Below are 17,622 nucleotides of genomic sequence, written 5' to 3' on the forward strand. Positions count from 1 at the left end.
AAAAAAGGACCAGACAATTTTATCACACATAAATTCAGAATGATTCATTCATCAAATATATAAGTGAAGGATTATTTAATAATGAAAAATAATACGCCTGGGGTTAGGGATATCAGAAATGTTGTGTAGAGAAGAAGAACTTATACATGCTGGTCACATAAAGTGACCAGCATCAGGCCAGAGGGCCTGCTTTATGCATTGGGCATTTGTTACTGTTTCGCGCCTTCTACCGCTTCGCGAGCCAGTTTAGTGATGCGATCCCAGTCGCCTGCTTCCAGCGCATCCGCCGGAACCAGCCAGGAGCCACCGATGCACAGCACGCTTTTCAGCGCCAGGTAGTCACGGTAGTTTGCCGGAGAGATACCGCCCGTTGGGCAGAAACGCACCTGGGAGAATGGGCCCGCAATCGCCTGCAACGCTTTGGTGCCGCCGTTCGCTTCAGCCGGGAAGAATTTGAATTCTTTCAGGCCGTAGTCCATGCCCAGCATCAGTTCAGAAACGGTGCTGATACCCGGGATCAGCGGAATAGAACCTTCGGTTGCGGCTTTCAGCAGGGGCTCGGTCAGCCCCGGGCTGATGGCAAACTGTGCGCCCGCTTCGGTCACTTCCGCCAGCTGCTGCGCATTCAGAACCGTACCTGCACCGATGATCGCTTCCGGCACTTCTTTGGCGATAGCGTGAATCGCATCCATCGCACAGGCCGTACGCAGGGTCACTTCCAGAACACGAACGCCACCCGCAACCAGCGCCTTCGCCATTGGGACAGCGTGCTCCAGTTTGTTTACCACAATAACCGGCACGACAGGGCCAGTAGTCAGGATTGCTTCTGCACTTGTTTTCCAGTTTTTCATCAGAGTTTTCTCTCGCCAGATCGTTAAAATCAAGTCGTCTTAAAACGTAATACAGGTTGCGCCCTGCTCCGCACCGGAGAGTTTCTCACGCAACGCACCAAACATTTCGCGTCCGGTACCCACGCGGGATGCGCTCAGGTCAGGAATATGTGGCTGACGCGCCGCCAGCTCTGCTTCGTCCACCAGCAGGGTTAACTCGCCTGTCTGACCGTTAACGCGGATCATGTCACCATCACGCACTTTCGCCAGCAGGCCGCCGTCGTAGGCTTCCGGGGTGACATGAATCGCTGAAGGCACTTTACCGGATGCCCCCGAGAGGCGTCCATCGGTCACCAGTGCAATTTTGAAACGGCGGTCCAATAATACACCAAGCGGCGGCATAAGTTTATGTAATTCTGGCATCCCGTTCGCTTTTGGTCCCTGATGACGCACCACGACCACACAGTCTTTATCAAGCAGACCCGCGTCAAAAGCAGGTAAAACGTCGTGCTGGCTTTCAAACACCACCGCCGGGGCTTCAATCACCTGATTCTCTTCCGGCACGGCAGAGGTTTTCATCACGGCACGTCCAAGGTTACCGCTCAGCACTTTGGTGCCGCCGTGAGGAGAGAATGGCTGTTCGAAGGTTGCGATAACCTGAGGATCGAGCGAGTCGCTCGCCCCTTCGCGCCAGTCCAGCTCACCGTTGTTCAGCCAGGGTTCAAGGGTATAGCGATGCAGGCCAAAGCCCGCCACCGTGTTGACATCCTCATGCAGCAGGCCGCCTTTCAGCAGCTCGCGCATCAGCACCGGCACGCCGCCCGCGGCCTGGAAGTGGTTGATGTCCGCCGGACCGTTCGGGTACAGACGCGCCATCAGCGGTACCACGGAGGAGATATCGGAGAAGTCATCCCAGTTAATCAGAATGCCCGCCGCGCGCGCCATCGCGACAAGGTGCATGGTATGGTTGGTTGAACCGCCGGTCGCCAGCAGGGCGACAATCCCGTTTACGATAACTTTTTCATCCACCATTTTGCCCATTGGCATCCACTCGTTGCCGTTACCGGTCAGGCGCGTCACCTGACGGGCTGCGGCTTCGGTCAGCGCTTTACGCAGTGGCGCATCCGGCTGGATGAACGACGAGCCCGGTAGCTGCATCCCCATAAACTCCACCACCATCTGGTTGGTGTTGGCCGTACCGTAGAATGTACAGGTGCCCGGCGCGTGATAAGACGCGGCTTCCGCTTCCAGCAGTGCCTGACGGTCCGCTTTTCCTTCGGCATACAGCTGGCGGATACGGACTTTTTCCTTGTTTGGCAGACCGCTTGCCATCGGGCCTGACGGCACAAAAATCGCTGGCAGATGGCCAAACGACAGCGCGGCCATCACCAGCCCCGGGACGATTTTGTCGCACACGCCCAGATAGAGCGCGCCATCAAACATATTATGAGACAGGCCCACTGCCGCCGACATGGCGATCACTTCGCGGCTCAGCAGGGACAGTTCCATACCGTCCTGGCCCTGGGTTACGCCATCACACATGGCCGGCACGCCGCCTGCAACCTGGCCCACCGCGTTCACGCTGTGCAGCGCATTGCGGATGATAGACGGGTAGACCTCATACGGCTGGTGGGCTGAAAGCATGTCGTTATAGGAGGTAATGATGGCGATATTGTTACGCAACATGCTTTTCAGCGCGTCTTTATCACCAGGCTGGCAGGCCGCAAAGCCGTGGGCCAGATTCCCGCAGGCCAGCTGTGAGCGATGGACCGTTTCACTCTTCGCCTGTTCGATGCGGGCAAGGTAGGCAGCACGGGTCTCTTGCGAGCGTTCAACAATGCGTTGTGTTACGCGTAACAATGTCGGATTCATAAAAGCTCCTCTAATTTATCTGTCCAGGCTCGGGAGTTTACACAGTTTCTGACGGTTGTTAACAACGCTGAAACGCCTGATATCCGGAGCACAGGGGCAAAATGTCTGAAGGGAGTGTAATAAAAAAAGCTCCGCGGGTGAATCCACGCGGAGCTTAAAAGATAAAAATTATGCCACTTGCTGTGTTAGATCATGTTACCGGTAAAATAACACCTTTGGGCTAGAGAAGGTGGTTATTCAAACTCGTTCCAGGAGCGGCCATCACGGGTGATCATCGCAACGGAGGCGACAGGTCCCCATGTTCCCGCCTGATACGGTTTTGGCGCGTCCTGATCGGCTGCCCACGCTTCGGTGATGGAGTCGACCCACTTCCACGCCTCTTCCACTTCATCGCGGCGGACGAACAGCGCCTGGATACCACGCATGGTTTCCAGCAGCAGACGCTCGTAAGCGTCGGCCAGATGCGTCTGGTTGAAGGTTTCAGAGTAGCTCAGGTCGAGCTTGGTGGTTTGCAGGTTGTGTTTGTGATCAAGACCCGGCACTTTGTTCAGGATCTGAATATCCACACCCTCGTCCGGTTGCAGACGGATGGTCAGTTTATTCTGCGGCAGTTCCTGCCAGGATTCTTTGAACAGGTTCAGTTCCGGATTTTTGAAGTAGACCACCACTTCGGAGCATTTTGCTGGCAGACGTTTCCCGGTACGCAGGTAGAACGGCACACCGGCCCAGCGCCAGTCGTCGATATCCACGCGGATCGCCACAAACGTCTCGGTGTTGCTGGACTTGTTCGCGCCCTCTTCTTCCAGATAGCCAGGAACTTTTTTCCCCTGGGCAAAACCTGCGGTGTACTGGCCGCGCACGGTTTTCTCACGCACGTTGGAGCGGTCAATACGGCGCAGTGATTTCAGCACTTTCACTTTGGCGTCACGAATGCTGTCGGCCGTCAGATCTGACGGTGGAGACATGGCAATCATGCACAGAATTTGCAGCAGGTGGTTCTGGATCATGTCACGCATCTGGCCGGCCTGGTCGAAGTAGCCCCAACGGCCTTCGATGCCCACCTCTTCCGCCACGGTAATTTCCACGTGGTCGATAGTGCGGTTGTCCCAGTTGTTCACAAACAGGGAGTTGGCAAAACGCAGCGCCAGCAGGTTCAGTACCGTCTCTTTGCCCAGATAGTGGTCAATACGGTAAACCTGACACTCCTCAAAGAACTCGCCTACCTGGTCGTTGATTTCACGCGAGGTCGCCAGCGACGTACCCAGCGGTTTCTCCATCACTACGCGCGCCGGTTTGGCGTTCAGCTTCGCCTCGCCCAGACCTTTGCAGATGGCGCCGAAGGTGCTTGGCGGCATGGCGAAATAGTTAATAGTGACACGATTTTCCTGGTCAAGCATTTCACCCAGACGGGTAAAGGCGCCTACATCGTTGACGTCCAGGTTGCAGAAATCGAGACGCCCGCTCAGCTTATCCCAAAGGCTTTCATCGATTTTCTCTTTCATGAACGTTTCGAGCGCCTCACGCACGACTTTGGTATAAGCCTCCTTATCCCAGTCTGCGCGCCCTACCCCAAGGATCCGGGTGTCGGGATGGATCTGGCCCGCTTTTTCGAGCTGATACAGGGAAGGCAGCAATTTTCGGCGTGCAAGATCGCCTTTCGCGCCGAAAATGACCAGGTCACATGCCTGGGCTGTTTGCGTTACCGCCATGTCATTCTCCTCAGTTAGATCGCCTGGTACTCTGCCAGGTATCGTTGTAATTTTATTACAATGCACTGTACTGCTTTTACGCGTTTCCTGAAACCATTAGCGCTTAACGTCACGTGCGATACGGTGATTTTTCGTCGCCTGGGCCATTACGCCCGTCTGATGACGCAACAAACGTCGATTCTTTGCGCAACGGGGTCAGAGCAAAACCCGACGTCGATCAAGTAATGAAAAAAAACAACAACATTTCTTGTCGACGATTACCCTTTCGGGAGTCCTGGGGGTAATATCGGCTAAATCGAATCAAGGTTTCATCTCTTTATGAAATCGTTTATGCCCTCATGAGCGTCTTGTTAACAATGAACATGCTGGAAAAAATCCAGTTTCAACTGGAACACCTTAGCAAATCCGAGCGCAAAGTGGCTGAAGTTATTCTCGCCGCGCCCGCTCAGGCGATTCATTCAAGCATCGCCGCTCTGGCACAGGAATCGGGCGTCAGCGAACCGACGGTCAATCGATTCTGTCGTAGTCTGGACACGCGCGGCTTTCCTGATTTTAAACTGCATCTGGCCCAAAGTCTGGCAAACGGCACCCCGTATGTTAATCGCAATGTCGATGAAGACGACAGCGTTGATGCATACACCGCAAAAATATTTGAATCGGCAATGGCCACGCTCGACCACGTTCGCCAGTCTCTGGACATGAGTTCAGTAAATCGCGCGGTCGATCTTCTCACGCAGGCCAAACGGATTGCCTTCTTTGGCCTTGGCTCGTCCGCCGCCGTGGCGCATGACGCCATGAATAAGTTCTTTCGCTTTAACGTGCCGGTGATTTACTCCGATGACATTGTGCTGCAACGCATGAGCTGTATGAATTGTAGCGAAGATGATGTCGTGGTACTCATCTCTCATACGGGCCGCACCAAGAGCCAGGTGGAGCTGGCGCAGCTCGCGCGTGACAACGATGCGATGGTCATCGCCCTGACGACGGCAGGTACGCCGCTCGCCCGGGAAGCGACGCTCGCCATTACCCTGGACGTACCGGAGGATACCGACATGTACATGCCGATGGTCTCCCGCCTGGCGCAGTTGACGGTCATCGACGTGCTGGCGACCGGTTTTACCTTACGCCGGGGCGCAAAATTCCGGGATAACTTGAAGCGGGTCAAGGAAGCCCTGAAAGAATCGCGTTTTGATAAAGAATTGCTTATAAAGAGCGATGTTCCCTAATAACGACGAAGTACGATTTACGGCATTCGGTCCCCTCGCTACTGCCTTGCGATAGATGAAGGCCGATTCTATGTTCACGCAACACCAAAGTTGTTTCAGTCAACGGAGTATTACATGTCCAGAAGGCTTCGCAGAACCAAGATCGTCACCACCTTAGGCCCGGCCACCGACCGCGATAATAACCTCGAAAAGATTATCGCCGCGGGTGCTAACGTGGTGCGTATGAACTTCTCTCACGGTACGCCAGAAGACCATAAATTACGTGCCGACAAAGTGCGTGAAATCGCAGCTAAACTGGGCCGCCATGTTGCTATCCTCGGTGACCTGCAAGGTCCAAAAATCCGCGTATCGACCTTCAAAGAAGGTAAAGTCTTCCTCAACATCGGCGATAAATTTCTGCTGGATGCCAACCTGAGCAAAGGCGAAGGCGATAAGGAAAAAGTGGGTATCGACTACAAAGGTCTGCCTGCTGACGTTGTGCCTGGCGACATCCTGCTGCTGGACGACGGACGCGTACAGCTGAAAGTGCTGGAAGTTCAGGGTATGAAGGTATTCACCGAAGTGACCGTCGGCGGCCCGCTCTCCAACAACAAAGGCATCAACAAACTCGGCGGTGGCCTGTCTGCCGAAGCGCTGACCGATAAAGACAAAGCGGATATCGTGACCGCAGCGCAGATCGGCGTGGATTATCTGGCCGTCTCCTTCCCGCGCTGCGGTGAAGATCTGAACTATGCTCGCCGCCTGGCGCGCGATGCAGGCTGCGATGCGAAAATCGTTGCAAAAGTGGAACGCGCTGAAGCGGTCTGCGATCAGGACGCGATGGACGACGTGATCCTGGCGTCTGACGTGGTGATGGTTGCCCGTGGTGACCTGGGCGTGGAAATTGGCGACCCTGAACTGGTCGGTATCCAGAAAGCGCTGATCCGTCGCGCGCGTCAGCTGAACCGCGCGGTGATCACCGCCACCCAGATGATGGAATCCATGATCACCAACCCAATGCCGACCCGTGCAGAAGTCATGGACGTGGCGAACGCCGTGCTGGATGGTACTGACGCGGTGATGCTGTCAGCGGAAACCGCGGCGGGCCAGTATCCGGCGGAAACCGTGGCCGCCATGGCGCGCGTCTGCCTGGGTGCAGAGAAGATCCCAAGCATTAACGTCTCCAAGCACCGCCTGGATATCCAGTTCGACAATGTGGAAGAAGCGATTGCGATGTCCGCGATGTACGCAGCCAACCACCTGAAAGGGGTCACGGCGATCATCACCATGACCGAATCTGGCCGTACCGCGCTAATGACGTCCCGTATCAGCTCCGGTCTGCCGATCTTCGCCATGTCCCGTCACGAGCGTACGCTGAACCTGACGGCGCTTTATCGCGGCGTGACGCCAGTATACTTCGACAGCACCAACGACGGCGTGGCCGCCGCGCACGATGCCGTGAACCTGCTGCGCGACAAAGGTTATCTGGTATCCGGTGATATCGTTATCGTGACGCAGGGTGACGTGATGAGCACCATCGGCTCAACCAATACCACCCGCGTACTGACCGTAGAGTAAGCTCTGATCCCCTCTCCCCTAAGGGGAGAGGGGTGAAGGTTTCCTATTTCTTCGGGAAAAGTTCTTTACGCTTGTACGGCTCTGTTTCGCCAGGTTTACGCGTTTTGAGCAGCTTCAGGATCCACGTATATTGCTCCTTATGCGGCCCCACCAGCACTTCCACCTCTTCATTCATGCGGCGTGCGATGGTGTGATCGTCTGCGGTCAGCAGATCGTCCATCGGCGGACGTACCTCAATGCTCAGGCGATGCGTTTTACCGTCATAAGCCGGGAACAGTGGGATCACGCGGGCGCGGCAGACTTTCATCAGGCGACCAATCGCTGGTAGCGTGGCTTTATAGGTTGCGAAGAAATCGACAAACTCGCTGTGCTCAGGACCATGGTCCTGATCGGGCAGATAGTAGCCCCAGTAACCCTGACGTACCGACTGAATGAAAGGCTTAATGCCATCGTTTCTGGCGTGCAAGCGTCCGCCAAAGCGACGGCGCACGGTATTCCAGACGAAATCGTAGATTTTGTTTCCCTGATTATGGAACATCGCCGCCATTTTCTGGCCCTGCGACGCCATTAACATCGCCGGAATGTCGACCCCCCAGCCGTGCGGCACCAGGAAAATCACCTTTTCATCATTGCGACGCATCTCGTCGATGATCTCCAGCCCTTTCCAGTCAACGCGTTCGACGATCTTCTCCGGCCCTTTCAGCGCCAGTTCCGCCATCATCGCCATCGCCTGCGGCGCAGTGGTATACATGTCATCAATGATTGCTTCGCGTTCGGCGTCGCTTTTATCCGGGAAACAGTACAACAGGTTTATTTGCGCGCGTCGGCGCGCGCTTTTACCCAAGCGCCCTGCCAGGCGCCCCACTTTACCGAGCACCGGATCGCGAAGGGAAGCAGGTAGCAACGCCATGCCAGCAAACGCGTATACGCCAATCCAGGCGCCCCAGTTACGCGGGTGGCGAAAAGATTTTTCAAACTCAGGAATGTACTCAATATTGTTTTTTTTGGTTTCCATGCGGGTTCCAGGGTCTGGTGACGCAAAAATATATGCGGATAGTGTAGCGAGGCTGCCGCCCGCGCACAAAAGAAAAAGCCGGCGCATACTGACGCCGGCTTTTTAAATCAGGAGAGCTTAGTCGAAGCGCAGCTGCGGCATCACCTCTTTCACCTGCGCCAGGTAATCTTTGCGATCTTTTCCGGTCAGCCCTTCGGTGCGCGGCAGTTTCGCCGTCAGCGGGTTAACCGCCTGCTGGTTGATCCACACTTCATAGTGCAGGTGCGGCCCCGTCGACCGGCCGGTGTTACCGGACAGCGCGATGCGATCGCCACGTTTCACCTTTTGGCCCGGTTTGACCAGCAGTTTACGCAGGTGCATGTAGCGGGTGGTGTACGTACGACCGTGACGAATAGCAACGTAATAGCCAGCAGCACCGCTGCGTTTCGCCATGACCACTTCACCATCTCCTACCGCCAGCACTGGCGTGCCCTGCGGCATAGCGAAGTCAACGCCACGGTGCGGCGCTACGCGGCCCGTTACCGGGTTCAGACGACGCGGGTTAAAGTTGGAGGAGACGCGGAACTGTTTCGCCGTTGGGAAACGCAGGAAGCCTTTTGCCAGACCCGTACCGCTGCGGTCATAGAACTTACCGTCTTCCGCGCGAATAGCGTAGTAGTCTTTGCCGTCTGAACGCAGACGAACGCCCACCAGCTGGCTCTGCTCGCGCTTACCGTCCAGCATTTCGCGGGACATCAGGACAGAGAACTGATCGCCTTTTTTCAGTTTGCGGAAATCCATCTGCCACTGCATGGCTTTGATCACCGAGCTGATTTCAGCGCTGGTCAGGCCGGCATCGCGTGCGCTGGAAACAAAGCTGCCGCCGACGGTCCCTTTCATGACGCTGTTAACCCAGTCGCCCTGCTGCAATTCACTGGTCATTTTGAAACCGTTTGCAGTGCGATCGTAGGTGCGGGTTTCGCGACGGGACATCTCCCAGGTCAAACGTTGCAGATCGCCGTCGGGCGTTAAGGTCCAGGAAAGTTGCTGACCAATTTTCAGGTTACGCAGCTCTTTATCGGATGCGGCGAGCTGGCTGATGTTGCCCATGTCGATACCGTACTGGTTCAGGACGCTGCTCAGCGTATCGCCAGTGGATACAACATATTCATGAATGCCAGCTTCATTCTGGATCTTGTCATCCAGCTCATCCTGGGGAATCGCTTCATCTTCCTGAGCGGCCTGATCGATAGGCTCGCTGGCCTCGGGCAGCAGAGAGCGGATCTCGCTCTTCTCCAGTTCGATGGTTTTGATGATTGGGGCGGAACTCGGGTGGTAAACATAGGGCCGCCAGACGGCGACCGCTAATGTGAGAACTGTAAGCGACCCCAGCATAACGCGGTGGGGTCGAGGCAGATTGTTAAATGCCAGGGCGACAGAGCGGGCTATCTGTTGCACGTATTCACTTCCTCGTTAATCTCCTTTCAGGCAGCTCGCATACTGATTCGCCAGTTGGCTGAGGAACTGCGAATAGCTCGCTTTGCTCAACTGGATGTTCGTACCTAGCGGGTCAAGGGTTCCCATGCGCACGGATGTTCCCCTGGCCACGGCTTCTACGACCGCTGGCCTGAACTGTGGCTCAGCAAAAACGCATGTCGCTTTTTGCTCAACCAACTGTGTTCTGATTTCATGTAAACGCTGCGCACCAGGCTGAATTTCAGGGTTGACGGTAAAATGCCCCAGCGGGGTCAGACCGTAATGTTTCTCGTAATACCCGTAGGCATCATGAAAAACGAAGTACCCTTTTCCTTTAAGCGGTGCGAGCTCGTTACCCACCTGTTTGTCGGTTGCGGCTAATTGAGCCTCAAAATCCTTCAGGTTGGCGTCGAGTTTGATTCGACTTTGCGGCATAAGTTCCACTAATTTGTCGTGGATTGCAACCGCTGTAAGCCGCGCTATCTCTGGGGAGAGCCAGAGATGCATGTTGTATTCACCGTGATGGTGATGGTCGTCACCTTTTTCACCATGAGCATGGTCGTGGTCATGCTCATCACCCTCGTCCTCAGCTCCTTTCATGAGTAACGGTTTCACGCCGGACAGCCCGGCAATCGTCACCTGTTTCTCAGCGGGAAGCTGTCTGGCTGACTTCTGCATGAACGCTTCCATCTCAGGACCAATCCAGACGACTAAGTCCGCGTTCTGTAAGCGTTTTACATCAGATGGACGCAGAGAATAATCATGCTCGGAAGCCCCGTCAGGCAGCAGAACCTGTGTCTCAGTGACCCCGTCCGCGATGGCAGAGGCGATAAATCCAAGCGGTTTAAGCGAAGCGACAACAGCGGCGTTAACATCTTGTGCTGTTGTACCCCAAAGAGCAGCGGATAAAGCTGCGAAAAGAAGCGTATTTTTCTGTAACATAATGCGACTAATCATCGTAATGAATGCGTGGAATGTGATATTATAACATTCGATGACTTCTGCAAGCTTAAATTGACATGACGACTTTAGTTTCTCTTGAAAATGTTTCGGTCTCATTCGGCCAGCGCCGCGTCCTTTCTGACGTGTCGCTGAATCTGAAGCCCGGCAAAATACTCACGCTGCTCGGCCCTAACGGTGCAGGCAAATCGACGCTGGTGCGCGTCGTATTAGGCCTGGTAGCCCCTGACGCAGGTGTTATCGTCCGCGAAGACAAATTGCGTATCGGCTATGTGCCGCAAAAATTACATCTTGATGCCACCCTGCCCCTGACGGTGAGCCGCTTCCTGCGCCTCCGTCCCGGTACGCGTAAAGCGGATATCCTCCCGGCGCTGAAACGCGTTCAGGCGGGACATCTTGTTGAGGCGCCCTTGCAAAAGCTGTCGGGCGGTGAAACCCAGCGCGTATTGCTTGCCCGTGCCCTGCTCAGCAGCCCTCAGCTGCTGGTCCTGGACGAGCCGACGCAGGGTGTTGACGTCAACGGTCAGGTTGCGCTGTACGATCTGATTGACCAGCTCCGTCGGGAGCTTAACTGCGCGGTGCTGATGGTCTCCCATGATCTGCATCTGGTGATGGCCAAAACCGACGAAGTACTGTGCCTGAACCATCACATTTGTTGTTCCGGCACGCCGGAAGTGGTGTCAATGCATCCCGAATTTATCTCCATGTTTGGCCATCGTGGCGCCGAACAGCTGGGCATCTATCGCCATAATCACAATCACCGCCATGATTTACAGGGACGAATTGTCCTGCGTCGGGGAAATGGACACTCATGATTGAACTGTTACTGCCCGGCTGGCTGGCCGGGATTATGCTTGCCTGCGCCGCGGGTCCACTCGGCTCGTTTGTCGTCTGGCGCAGAATGTCCTATTTCGGCGATACGCTGGCCCATGCTTCATTGCTGGGTGTCGCGTTTGGTTTATTACTGGACGTGAACCCGTTTTATGCGGTGATTGTCGTCACGCTGCTGCTGGCTGCCGGTCTGGTCTGGCTGGAAAAACGCCCTCACCTGGCAATTGATACCCTGCTCGGCATTATGGCGCACAGCGCCCTGTCGCTGGGCCTGGTGGTAGTGAGCCTGATGTCAAACATCCGCGTAGATCTGATGGCCTACCTGTTTGGCGATCTGCTGGCCGTCACGCCCGAAGATCTCATTTCCATTGCCATTGGCGTGGCGGTGGTGCTCGGGATCCTGCTGTGGCAGTGGCGGAGTTTACTGGCGATGACCGTCAGCCCGGATCTGGCCTTTGTCGACGGCGTGAAGCTTCAGCGCGTGAAGCTGCTGTTGATGCTGGTGACGGCGTTAACCATCGGCGTGGCGATGAAGTTTGTCGGCGCGCTGATCATCACGTCGCTGCTGATAATCCCTGCCGCCACGGCGCGCCGTTTTGCGCGTACGCCGGAGCAAATGGCCGGTATCGCGGTGATTATCGGAATGATTGCGGTGACGGGCGGGTTAACCTTCTCGGCGTTTTATGACACGCCAGCGGGGCCGTCGGTGGTATTGTGCGCGGCGGTGTTGTTTATTTTCAGTATGATGAAAAAGACCGCGCAGTAGTCAGCATGTCCCCGGTGGCGCTTCGCTTACCGGGGCTAGAATTTATCGCTACTTACGGCATCGCGGGCGGCGTAATGCCGAAATGATTCCACGCCCGCACCGTCGCCATACGACCGCGCGGGGTACGCTGCAAGAAGCCTTGCTGGATCAGATACGGCTCCAGCACATCTTCGATAGTCTCACGCTCTTCGCCAATTGCCGCCGCCAGGTTATCCAGCCCTACTGGCCCGCCAAAGAACTTATCCAGCACCGCCAGCAGCAGCTTACGGTCCATATAGTCAAAACCTTCAGCATCGACGTTCAGCATATCCAGCGCCTGGGCGGCGATCTCGGCCGATATAGTGCCGTCGTGCTTCACCTCGGCAAAGTCACGCACCCGGCGCAGCAGGCGGTTGGCGATACGCGGCGTACCGCGGGAGCGCTTCGCCACTTCAAACGCCCCCTCTTCGCTCATATCCAGCCCCATGTAGCGCGCGCTGCGCCCCACAATATGCTGAAGGTCGGGCACCTGATAAAACTCCAGACGCTGCACGATACCAAAACGGTCACGCAGTGGAGAGGTCAGCGAGCCGGCACGGGTCGTGGCGCCAATCAGGGTAAACGGTGGCAGATCGATTTTGATCGAGCGCGCGGCCGGACCTTCACCGATCATGATATCCAGCTGGTAATCCTCCATTGCCGGATAGAGCACTTCCTCCACCACCGGCGACAGGCGATGGATCTCGTCGATAAACAGCACGTCATGCGGTTCGAGGTTGGTCAGCATCGCCGCCAGGTCCCCTGCTTTCTCCAGTACCGGGCCGGAAGTGGTACGCAGGTTAACGCCCATTTCGTTGGCGACGATATTCGCCAGGGTGGTTTTACCTAACCCCGGCGGACCAAAAATCAGCAGGTGATCGAGCGCATCGCCGCGCAGCTTTGCCGCCTGGATGAAAATCTCCATCTGAGAACGAACCTGCGGCTGGCCGATATACTCATCCAGCAGTTTGGGACGGATCGCGCGATCCACCACGTCATCTGGCTGAATGGTGCCTGCCGATACCAGGCGGTCTGCTTCAATCATCCTTTACCTCACAATGCAGCGCGCAGCGCTTCACGAATCAGGGTTTCACTGCTGGCATCCGGTTTAGCAATTTTGCTCACCATCCGGCTGGCCTCCTGAGGTTTATAGCCCAGCGCCACCAGCGCGGCAACCGCTTCCTGCTCGGCATCATCATCCGATGCAGGCGCGCCCGGGGAAGTCAGCACCAGATCGGCTGCCGGCGTGAACAGATCGCCATGCAGACCTTTAAAGCGGTCCTTCATCTCGACAATTAAACGCTCGGCAGTTTTCTTCCCGATGCCCGGAAGTTTAATTAACGCAGCCGGATCTTCACGCTCAACGGCGTTCACAAACTGTGGCGCTGACATACCGGACAGAATCGCAAGCGCCAGCTTCGGCCCGACGCCGTTGGTTTTGATCAATTCGCGGAACAGGGTGCGTTCCTGTTTGTTATTGAATCCGTACAGCAGCTGAGCGTCTTCACGCACCACAAACTGGGTAAAGACAACCGCCTCTTTGCCCGCCTCCGGCAGCTCGTAGAAGCAGGTCATCGGCATATGGACTTCATAGCCCACGCCACCCACTTCCAGCAGCACTAACGGGGGTTGTTTTTCAATGATGATGCCTCTGAGTCTGCCTATCACGTGACGCTCCTGCGTTCTGGAAGAAATTATCTGCCGACATAATAAAAAAAGGCTGGATAAACATCCAGCCTGATTTGTCATTATCGTAACCTGCCTCGCGCCAGATTGAGCCGCGACTCGCTCATTTGCATCGCATTCTGGCTGACGTGACAGTGGGTAATCGCAATGGCCAGCGCATCCGCGGCGTCGGCCTGCGGGTTCGCAGGGAGCTTCAGCAGGGTACGCACCATGTGCTGCACCTGGCTTTTCTCCGCGCTACCAATGCCCACCACCGTCTGCTTAACCTGACGGGCCGCATACTCGAACACCGGCAGATCCTGGTTCACGGCGGCAACAATCGCCACGCCGCGCGCCTGACCGAGCTTTAACGCCGAGTCAGCGTTTTTCGCCATAAAGACCTGCTCTATGGCGAAATAGTCCGGCTGAAACTGAGTGATGATCTCCAACACGCCCGCATAGATGAGCTTCAGGCGCGACGGCAGATCGTCCACTTTGGTGCGAATACACCCACTGCCGAGGTAGGTTAACTGGCGTCCCACCTGACGGATAACGCCATACCCGGTGACGCGTGAGCCTGGGTCAATCCCGAGAATAATCGACATCACGCGTCTCCTGTAACGGATCTACACGCTCTCATCAGAGAGTCGCTGCAACCTCATCAGAGATTTCACCGTTGTGGTACACTTCCTGTACGTCGTCGCAGTCTTCGAGCATGTCGATCAGACGCAGCAGTTTCGGTGCGGTTTCCGCATCCATGTCCGCTTTGGTAGACGGGATCATGGAGACTTCAGCGTTATCCGCCTTCAGGCCAGCCGCTTCCAGCGCATCGCGCACGGCACCCATCTCTTCCCATGCGGTGTAAACATCAATAGCGCCGTCGTCGTAGGTCACCACGTCTTCCGCACCGGCTTCCAGCGCCGCTTCCATGATCGCATCTTCGTCGCCTTTCTCGAAGGAGATGACGCCTTTTTTGCTGAACAGGTACGCTACAGAACCATCAGTGCCCAGGTTGCCGCCGGTTTTGGTGAACGCGTGGCGCACTTCCGCAACGGTACGGTTACGGTTGTCGGACAGACACTCAACCATCACCGCCGTACCGCCAGGACCGTAACCTTCATAAATGATGGTTTCCATGTTCGCGTCTTCATCACCGCCCACGCCACGTGCGATTGCACGGTTCAGGGTGTCACGCGTCATGTTGTTGGACAGGGCTTTATCCACCGCTGCACGCAGACGTGGGTTAGAGGCCGGATCGCCGCCGCCCAGACGCGCCGCTGTCACCAGCTCACGAATGATTTTGGTAAAGATTTTACCGCGTTTGGCATCCTGTGCCGCTTTGCGGTGTTTGGTGTTGGCCCACTTACTATGACCTGCCATAAAAAGTTCTCCAAAAATCGCGCCTTCTCAGGCAGCGTTAATTACAAATTCTTCAATCGCCTGCCGGTTGCTCCACGACTTGGTCAGTGCGGCGGCATCCGCCGCATCCACCCAGCGGTAGGTCAGGTGTTCCGTGAACACGATCTCCCGCTCATGGGGAAGCGCAAGGCAGAACCATGATTCCGTATTGCGCTCAATTCCCGGTGCATAGCGATGACGTAAATGGCTAAAAATTTCAAACTCCACCGTGCGCTGACAGTCCTTCAGGGTCAGTTGCTCGTAAGCAACATCAATGGCGACCTCTTCCTTTACTTCACGCGCGGCGGCCTGCGGTGCGGTCTCCCCCTCTTCCAGGCTGCCGGTAACCGACTGCCAGAAATCCGGATCGTCGCGCCGCTGCAACATCAGCACCCGCTTCGTGTCTTCTGCATAAATGACCACCAGAACCGAAACGGGACGCTTATATGCCATATCAGTTTTTCTCTTCCTTCTTCACCACCTCAATGCCCAGCTCAGCCAGTGCGGCCGGGTTGGCAAAGCTTGGCGCTTCGGTCATCAGACACGCGGCGGCAGTGGTTTTCGGGAAGGCGATCACATCACGGATGTTATCGGTGCCGGTCAGCAGCATGGTCAGACGGTCAAGACCGAAAGCCAGACCCGCGTGCGGAGGCGTACCGTATTTCAGCGCGTCCAGCAGGAAGCCGAACTTCTCGCGCTGCTCCTGTTCGTTGATGCCCAGGATGCCGAACACGGTCTGCTGCATTTCACCGCTGTGAATACGCACGGAACCACCGCCCACTTCGTAGCCGTTGATGACCATATCGTAGGCGTTTGCCACCGCGTCTTCCGGTGCTGCCTTCAGCTCTGCCGCCGTCATGTCTTTTGGCGAGGTGAACGGGTGGTGCATCGCGGTCAGGCCGCCTTCACCGTCGTCTTCAAACATCGGGAAGTCGATCACCCACAGCGGCGCCCATTTACTTTCGTCGGTCAGGTTCAGGTCTTTGCCAAGCTTCAGACGCAGTGCGCCCATCGCATCCGCAACCACTTTCTTGTTGTCTGCGCCGAAGAAGATCATGTCGCCGTCCTGCGCGCCGGTGCGCTCAAGGATCGCTTCCACGATGTCCGCATTCAGGAATTTCGCCACCGGGCTGGTGATGCCTTCCAGACCTTTTGCACGCTCGGTTACTTTAATATAGGCCAGACCTTTCGCGCCGTAGATCTTGATGAAGTTGCCGTAGTCGTCGATCTGCTTACGGCTCAGAGCCGCTCCGCCCGGAACGCGCAGGGCAGCCACGCGGCCTTTCGGATCGTTAGCCGGGCCAGCAAAGACCGCGAACTCAACGGCTTTCACCAGGTCTGCCACGTCCACCAGCTCCATCGGGTTACGCAGGTCTGGTTTGTCGGAGCCGTAGCGACGCTCGGCTTCCGCGAAGGTCATGATTGGAAAATCGCCCAGCTCAACGCCTTTCACGTCATTCCACAGGCTACGCACCAGGGCTTCCATCACTTCACGCACCTGCTCAGCGGTCATGAAGGAGGTTTCCACATCGATCTGGGTAAATTCTGGCTGACGGTCAGCGCGCAGGTCTTCGTCGCGGAAGCATTTCACGATCTGATAGTAGCGATCGAAGCCAGACATCATCAGCAGCTGTTTGAACAGCTGTGGAGACTGCGGCAGCGCATAGAATTTGCCTTTATGGACGCGGGATGGCACCAGGTAATCGCGCGCGCCTTCCGGCGTGGCTTTGGTCAGCATCGGGGTTTCGATATCAAGGAAACCGTGGTCATCCATAAAACGGCGCACCAGGCTGGTGATTTTCGCACGGGTTTTCAGGCGCTGAGCCATTTCCGGACGACGCAGATCCAGGTAGCGGTATTTCAGACGCGCTTCTTCGGTGTTGACGTGGTTGGAGTCCAGCGGCAACGCTTCCGCGCGGTTGATGATCGTCAGATCGGACGCCAGCACTTCGATAGCGCCGGTCGCCATGTCGGCGTTGACGTTTTTCTCGTCACGCGCACGCACGGTGCCCGTCACCTGAATGCAGAACTCATTGCGCAGCTCAGAAGCCAGCTTCAACGCATCAGCGCGATCCGGATCGAAGAACACCTGAACGATACCTTCGCGGTCACGCATATCAATAAAGATAAGGCTACCAAGATCGCGACGACGATTGACCCAACCACACAGGGTGACCTGCTGCCCGACGTGGGACTGACGCAGCTGCCCGCAATATTCTGTACGCATGAGATATCCCTTAATTAGCCGCAGGCTGATTGTCGCCTGTCTCGCAGGCTACGATGTCGCAGCTTTCTGTATGTCACAACTGGATGAAAAAAG

The 17,622-nt window shown here is 56.1% G+C and carries 16 protein-coding genes; 4 read left to right on the forward strand and 12 right to left on the reverse strand.

All coding sequences use genetic code 11. From position 1 onward, the window contains the following. Nucleotides 1–209: 209 nt before the first annotated feature. From kdgA to zwf, 3 genes are all read right to left on the reverse strand, one after another. A complete protein-coding gene (gene kdgA / locus ACOTX4_RS13360) occupies nt 210–851 on the reverse strand; it encodes a bifunctional 4-hydroxy-2-oxoglutarate aldolase/2-dehydro-3-deoxy-phosphogluconate aldolase (protein WP_045350828.1) in 642 nt (213 codons plus the stop codon). 39 nt (nt 852–890) lie between these two features. After that, entirely contained in the window at nt 891–2,702 is a 1,812-nt protein-coding gene (edd, locus tag ACOTX4_RS13365; protein WP_032659039.1) for a phosphogluconate dehydratase, read from the reverse strand. 233 nt (nt 2,703–2,935) lie between these two features. After that, nucleotides 2,936–4,411 carry a glucose-6-phosphate dehydrogenase gene (gene zwf / locus ACOTX4_RS13370; protein ID WP_003859771.1) on the reverse strand — a complete coding sequence of 492 codons (1,476 nt, stop codon included), beginning with the start codon at nt 4,409–4,411 and terminating at the stop codon, nt 2,936–2,938. Between the two features lie 356 nt (nt 4,412–4,767). Here zwf and ACOTX4_RS13375 point away from each other — a divergent pair, with 356 nt between their 5' ends. Continuing rightward, nucleotides 4,768–5,637, forward strand: coding sequence for a MurR/RpiR family transcriptional regulator (locus ACOTX4_RS13375; RefSeq protein ID WP_003859769.1), 870 nt, complete (start codon nt 4,768–4,770; stop codon nt 5,635–5,637). 114 nt (nt 5,638–5,751) lie between these two features. Next, the gene (gene pyk, locus ACOTX4_RS13380) at nt 5,752–7,194 is read left to right on the forward strand and encodes a pyruvate kinase (RefSeq protein ID WP_003859767.1); all 1,443 of its coding nucleotides are present in this window, start codon (nt 5,752–5,754) and stop codon (nt 7,192–7,194) included. Between the two features lie 43 nt (nt 7,195–7,237). On the opposite strand, the gene lpxM is transcribed toward pyk, so the two are convergent. The 3 genes from lpxM to znuA all read right to left on the reverse strand — a co-directional run bounded on the left by lpxM (nt 7,238) and on the right by znuA (nt 10,606). Continuing rightward, nucleotides 7,238–8,209 (reverse strand): lauroyl-Kdo(2)-lipid IV(A) myristoyltransferase, encoded by a 972-nt coding sequence (lpxM, locus tag ACOTX4_RS13385; RefSeq protein ID WP_022651444.1) that lies wholly within the window; start codon nt 8,207–8,209, stop codon nt 7,238–7,240. A 117-nt stretch (nt 8,210–8,326) separates the two neighbouring features. Then, nucleotides 8,327–9,646: a murein DD-endopeptidase MepM gene (gene mepM, locus ACOTX4_RS13390; RefSeq protein ID WP_003859762.1), complete on the reverse strand. Its 1,320-nt coding sequence runs from the start codon at nt 9,644–9,646 to the stop codon at nt 8,327–8,329. A 15-nt stretch (nt 9,647–9,661) separates the two neighbouring features. Continuing rightward, nucleotides 9,662–10,606 carry a zinc ABC transporter substrate-binding protein ZnuA gene (znuA, locus tag ACOTX4_RS13395; RefSeq protein ID WP_003859760.1) on the reverse strand — a complete coding sequence of 315 codons (945 nt, stop codon included), beginning with the start codon at nt 10,604–10,606 and terminating at the stop codon, nt 9,662–9,664. A 77-nt stretch (nt 10,607–10,683) separates the two neighbouring features. Between znuA and znuC the strand changes: the two genes are divergently transcribed. Both znuC and znuB read left to right on the forward strand, forming a co-directional pair. Beyond that, entirely contained in the window at nt 10,684–11,439 is a 756-nt protein-coding gene (gene znuC, locus ACOTX4_RS13400) for a zinc ABC transporter ATP-binding protein ZnuC (RefSeq protein WP_003859757.1), read from the forward strand. Further along, nucleotides 11,436–12,221: a zinc ABC transporter permease subunit ZnuB gene (znuB, locus tag ACOTX4_RS13405; RefSeq protein WP_003859755.1), complete on the forward strand. Its 786-nt coding sequence runs from the start codon at nt 11,436–11,438 to the stop codon at nt 12,219–12,221. Before znuC ends, znuB begins: the two co-directional genes overlap by 4 nt. Before the next feature lie 52 nt (nt 12,222–12,273). Here znuB and ruvB read toward each other — a convergent pair whose 3' ends face one another. The 6 genes from ruvB to aspS form a co-directional block, all read right to left on the reverse strand. Beyond that, complete coding sequence (gene ruvB, locus ACOTX4_RS13410; RefSeq protein ID WP_003859753.1) at nt 12,274–13,284, reverse strand: Holliday junction branch migration DNA helicase RuvB; 1,011 nt, start codon at nt 13,282–13,284, stop codon at nt 12,274–12,276. Between the two features lie 8 nt (nt 13,285–13,292). Further along, nucleotides 13,293–13,907: a Holliday junction branch migration protein RuvA gene (gene ruvA, locus ACOTX4_RS13415; RefSeq protein WP_003859751.1), complete on the reverse strand. Its 615-nt coding sequence runs from the start codon at nt 13,905–13,907 to the stop codon at nt 13,293–13,295. A gap of 80 nt (nt 13,908–13,987) precedes the next feature. Continuing rightward, a complete protein-coding gene (gene ruvC, locus ACOTX4_RS13420) occupies nt 13,988–14,509 on the reverse strand; it encodes a crossover junction endodeoxyribonuclease RuvC (protein ID WP_063937665.1) in 522 nt (173 codons plus the stop codon). A 34-nt stretch (nt 14,510–14,543) separates the two neighbouring features. After that, a complete protein-coding gene (locus tag ACOTX4_RS13425) occupies nt 14,544–15,284 on the reverse strand; it encodes a YebC/PmpR family DNA-binding transcriptional regulator (protein WP_003859747.1) in 741 nt (246 codons plus the stop codon). A gap of 27 nt (nt 15,285–15,311) precedes the next feature. Next, nucleotides 15,312–15,755, reverse strand: coding sequence for a dihydroneopterin triphosphate diphosphatase (gene nudB / locus ACOTX4_RS13430; RefSeq protein WP_003859745.1), 444 nt, complete (start codon nt 15,753–15,755; stop codon nt 15,312–15,314). A 1-nt stretch (nt 15,756) separates the two neighbouring features. Next, entirely contained in the window at nt 15,757–17,529 is a 1,773-nt protein-coding gene (gene aspS / locus ACOTX4_RS13435) for an aspartate--tRNA ligase (protein WP_048210293.1), read from the reverse strand. Nucleotides 17,530–17,622: the final 93 nt, after the last annotated feature.

The organism is Enterobacter cloacae complex sp. IR5459, from assembly GCF_049238005.1.
Taxonomy (GTDB): Bacteria; Pseudomonadota; Gammaproteobacteria; order Enterobacterales; family Enterobacteriaceae; genus Enterobacter; species Enterobacter hormaechei_C.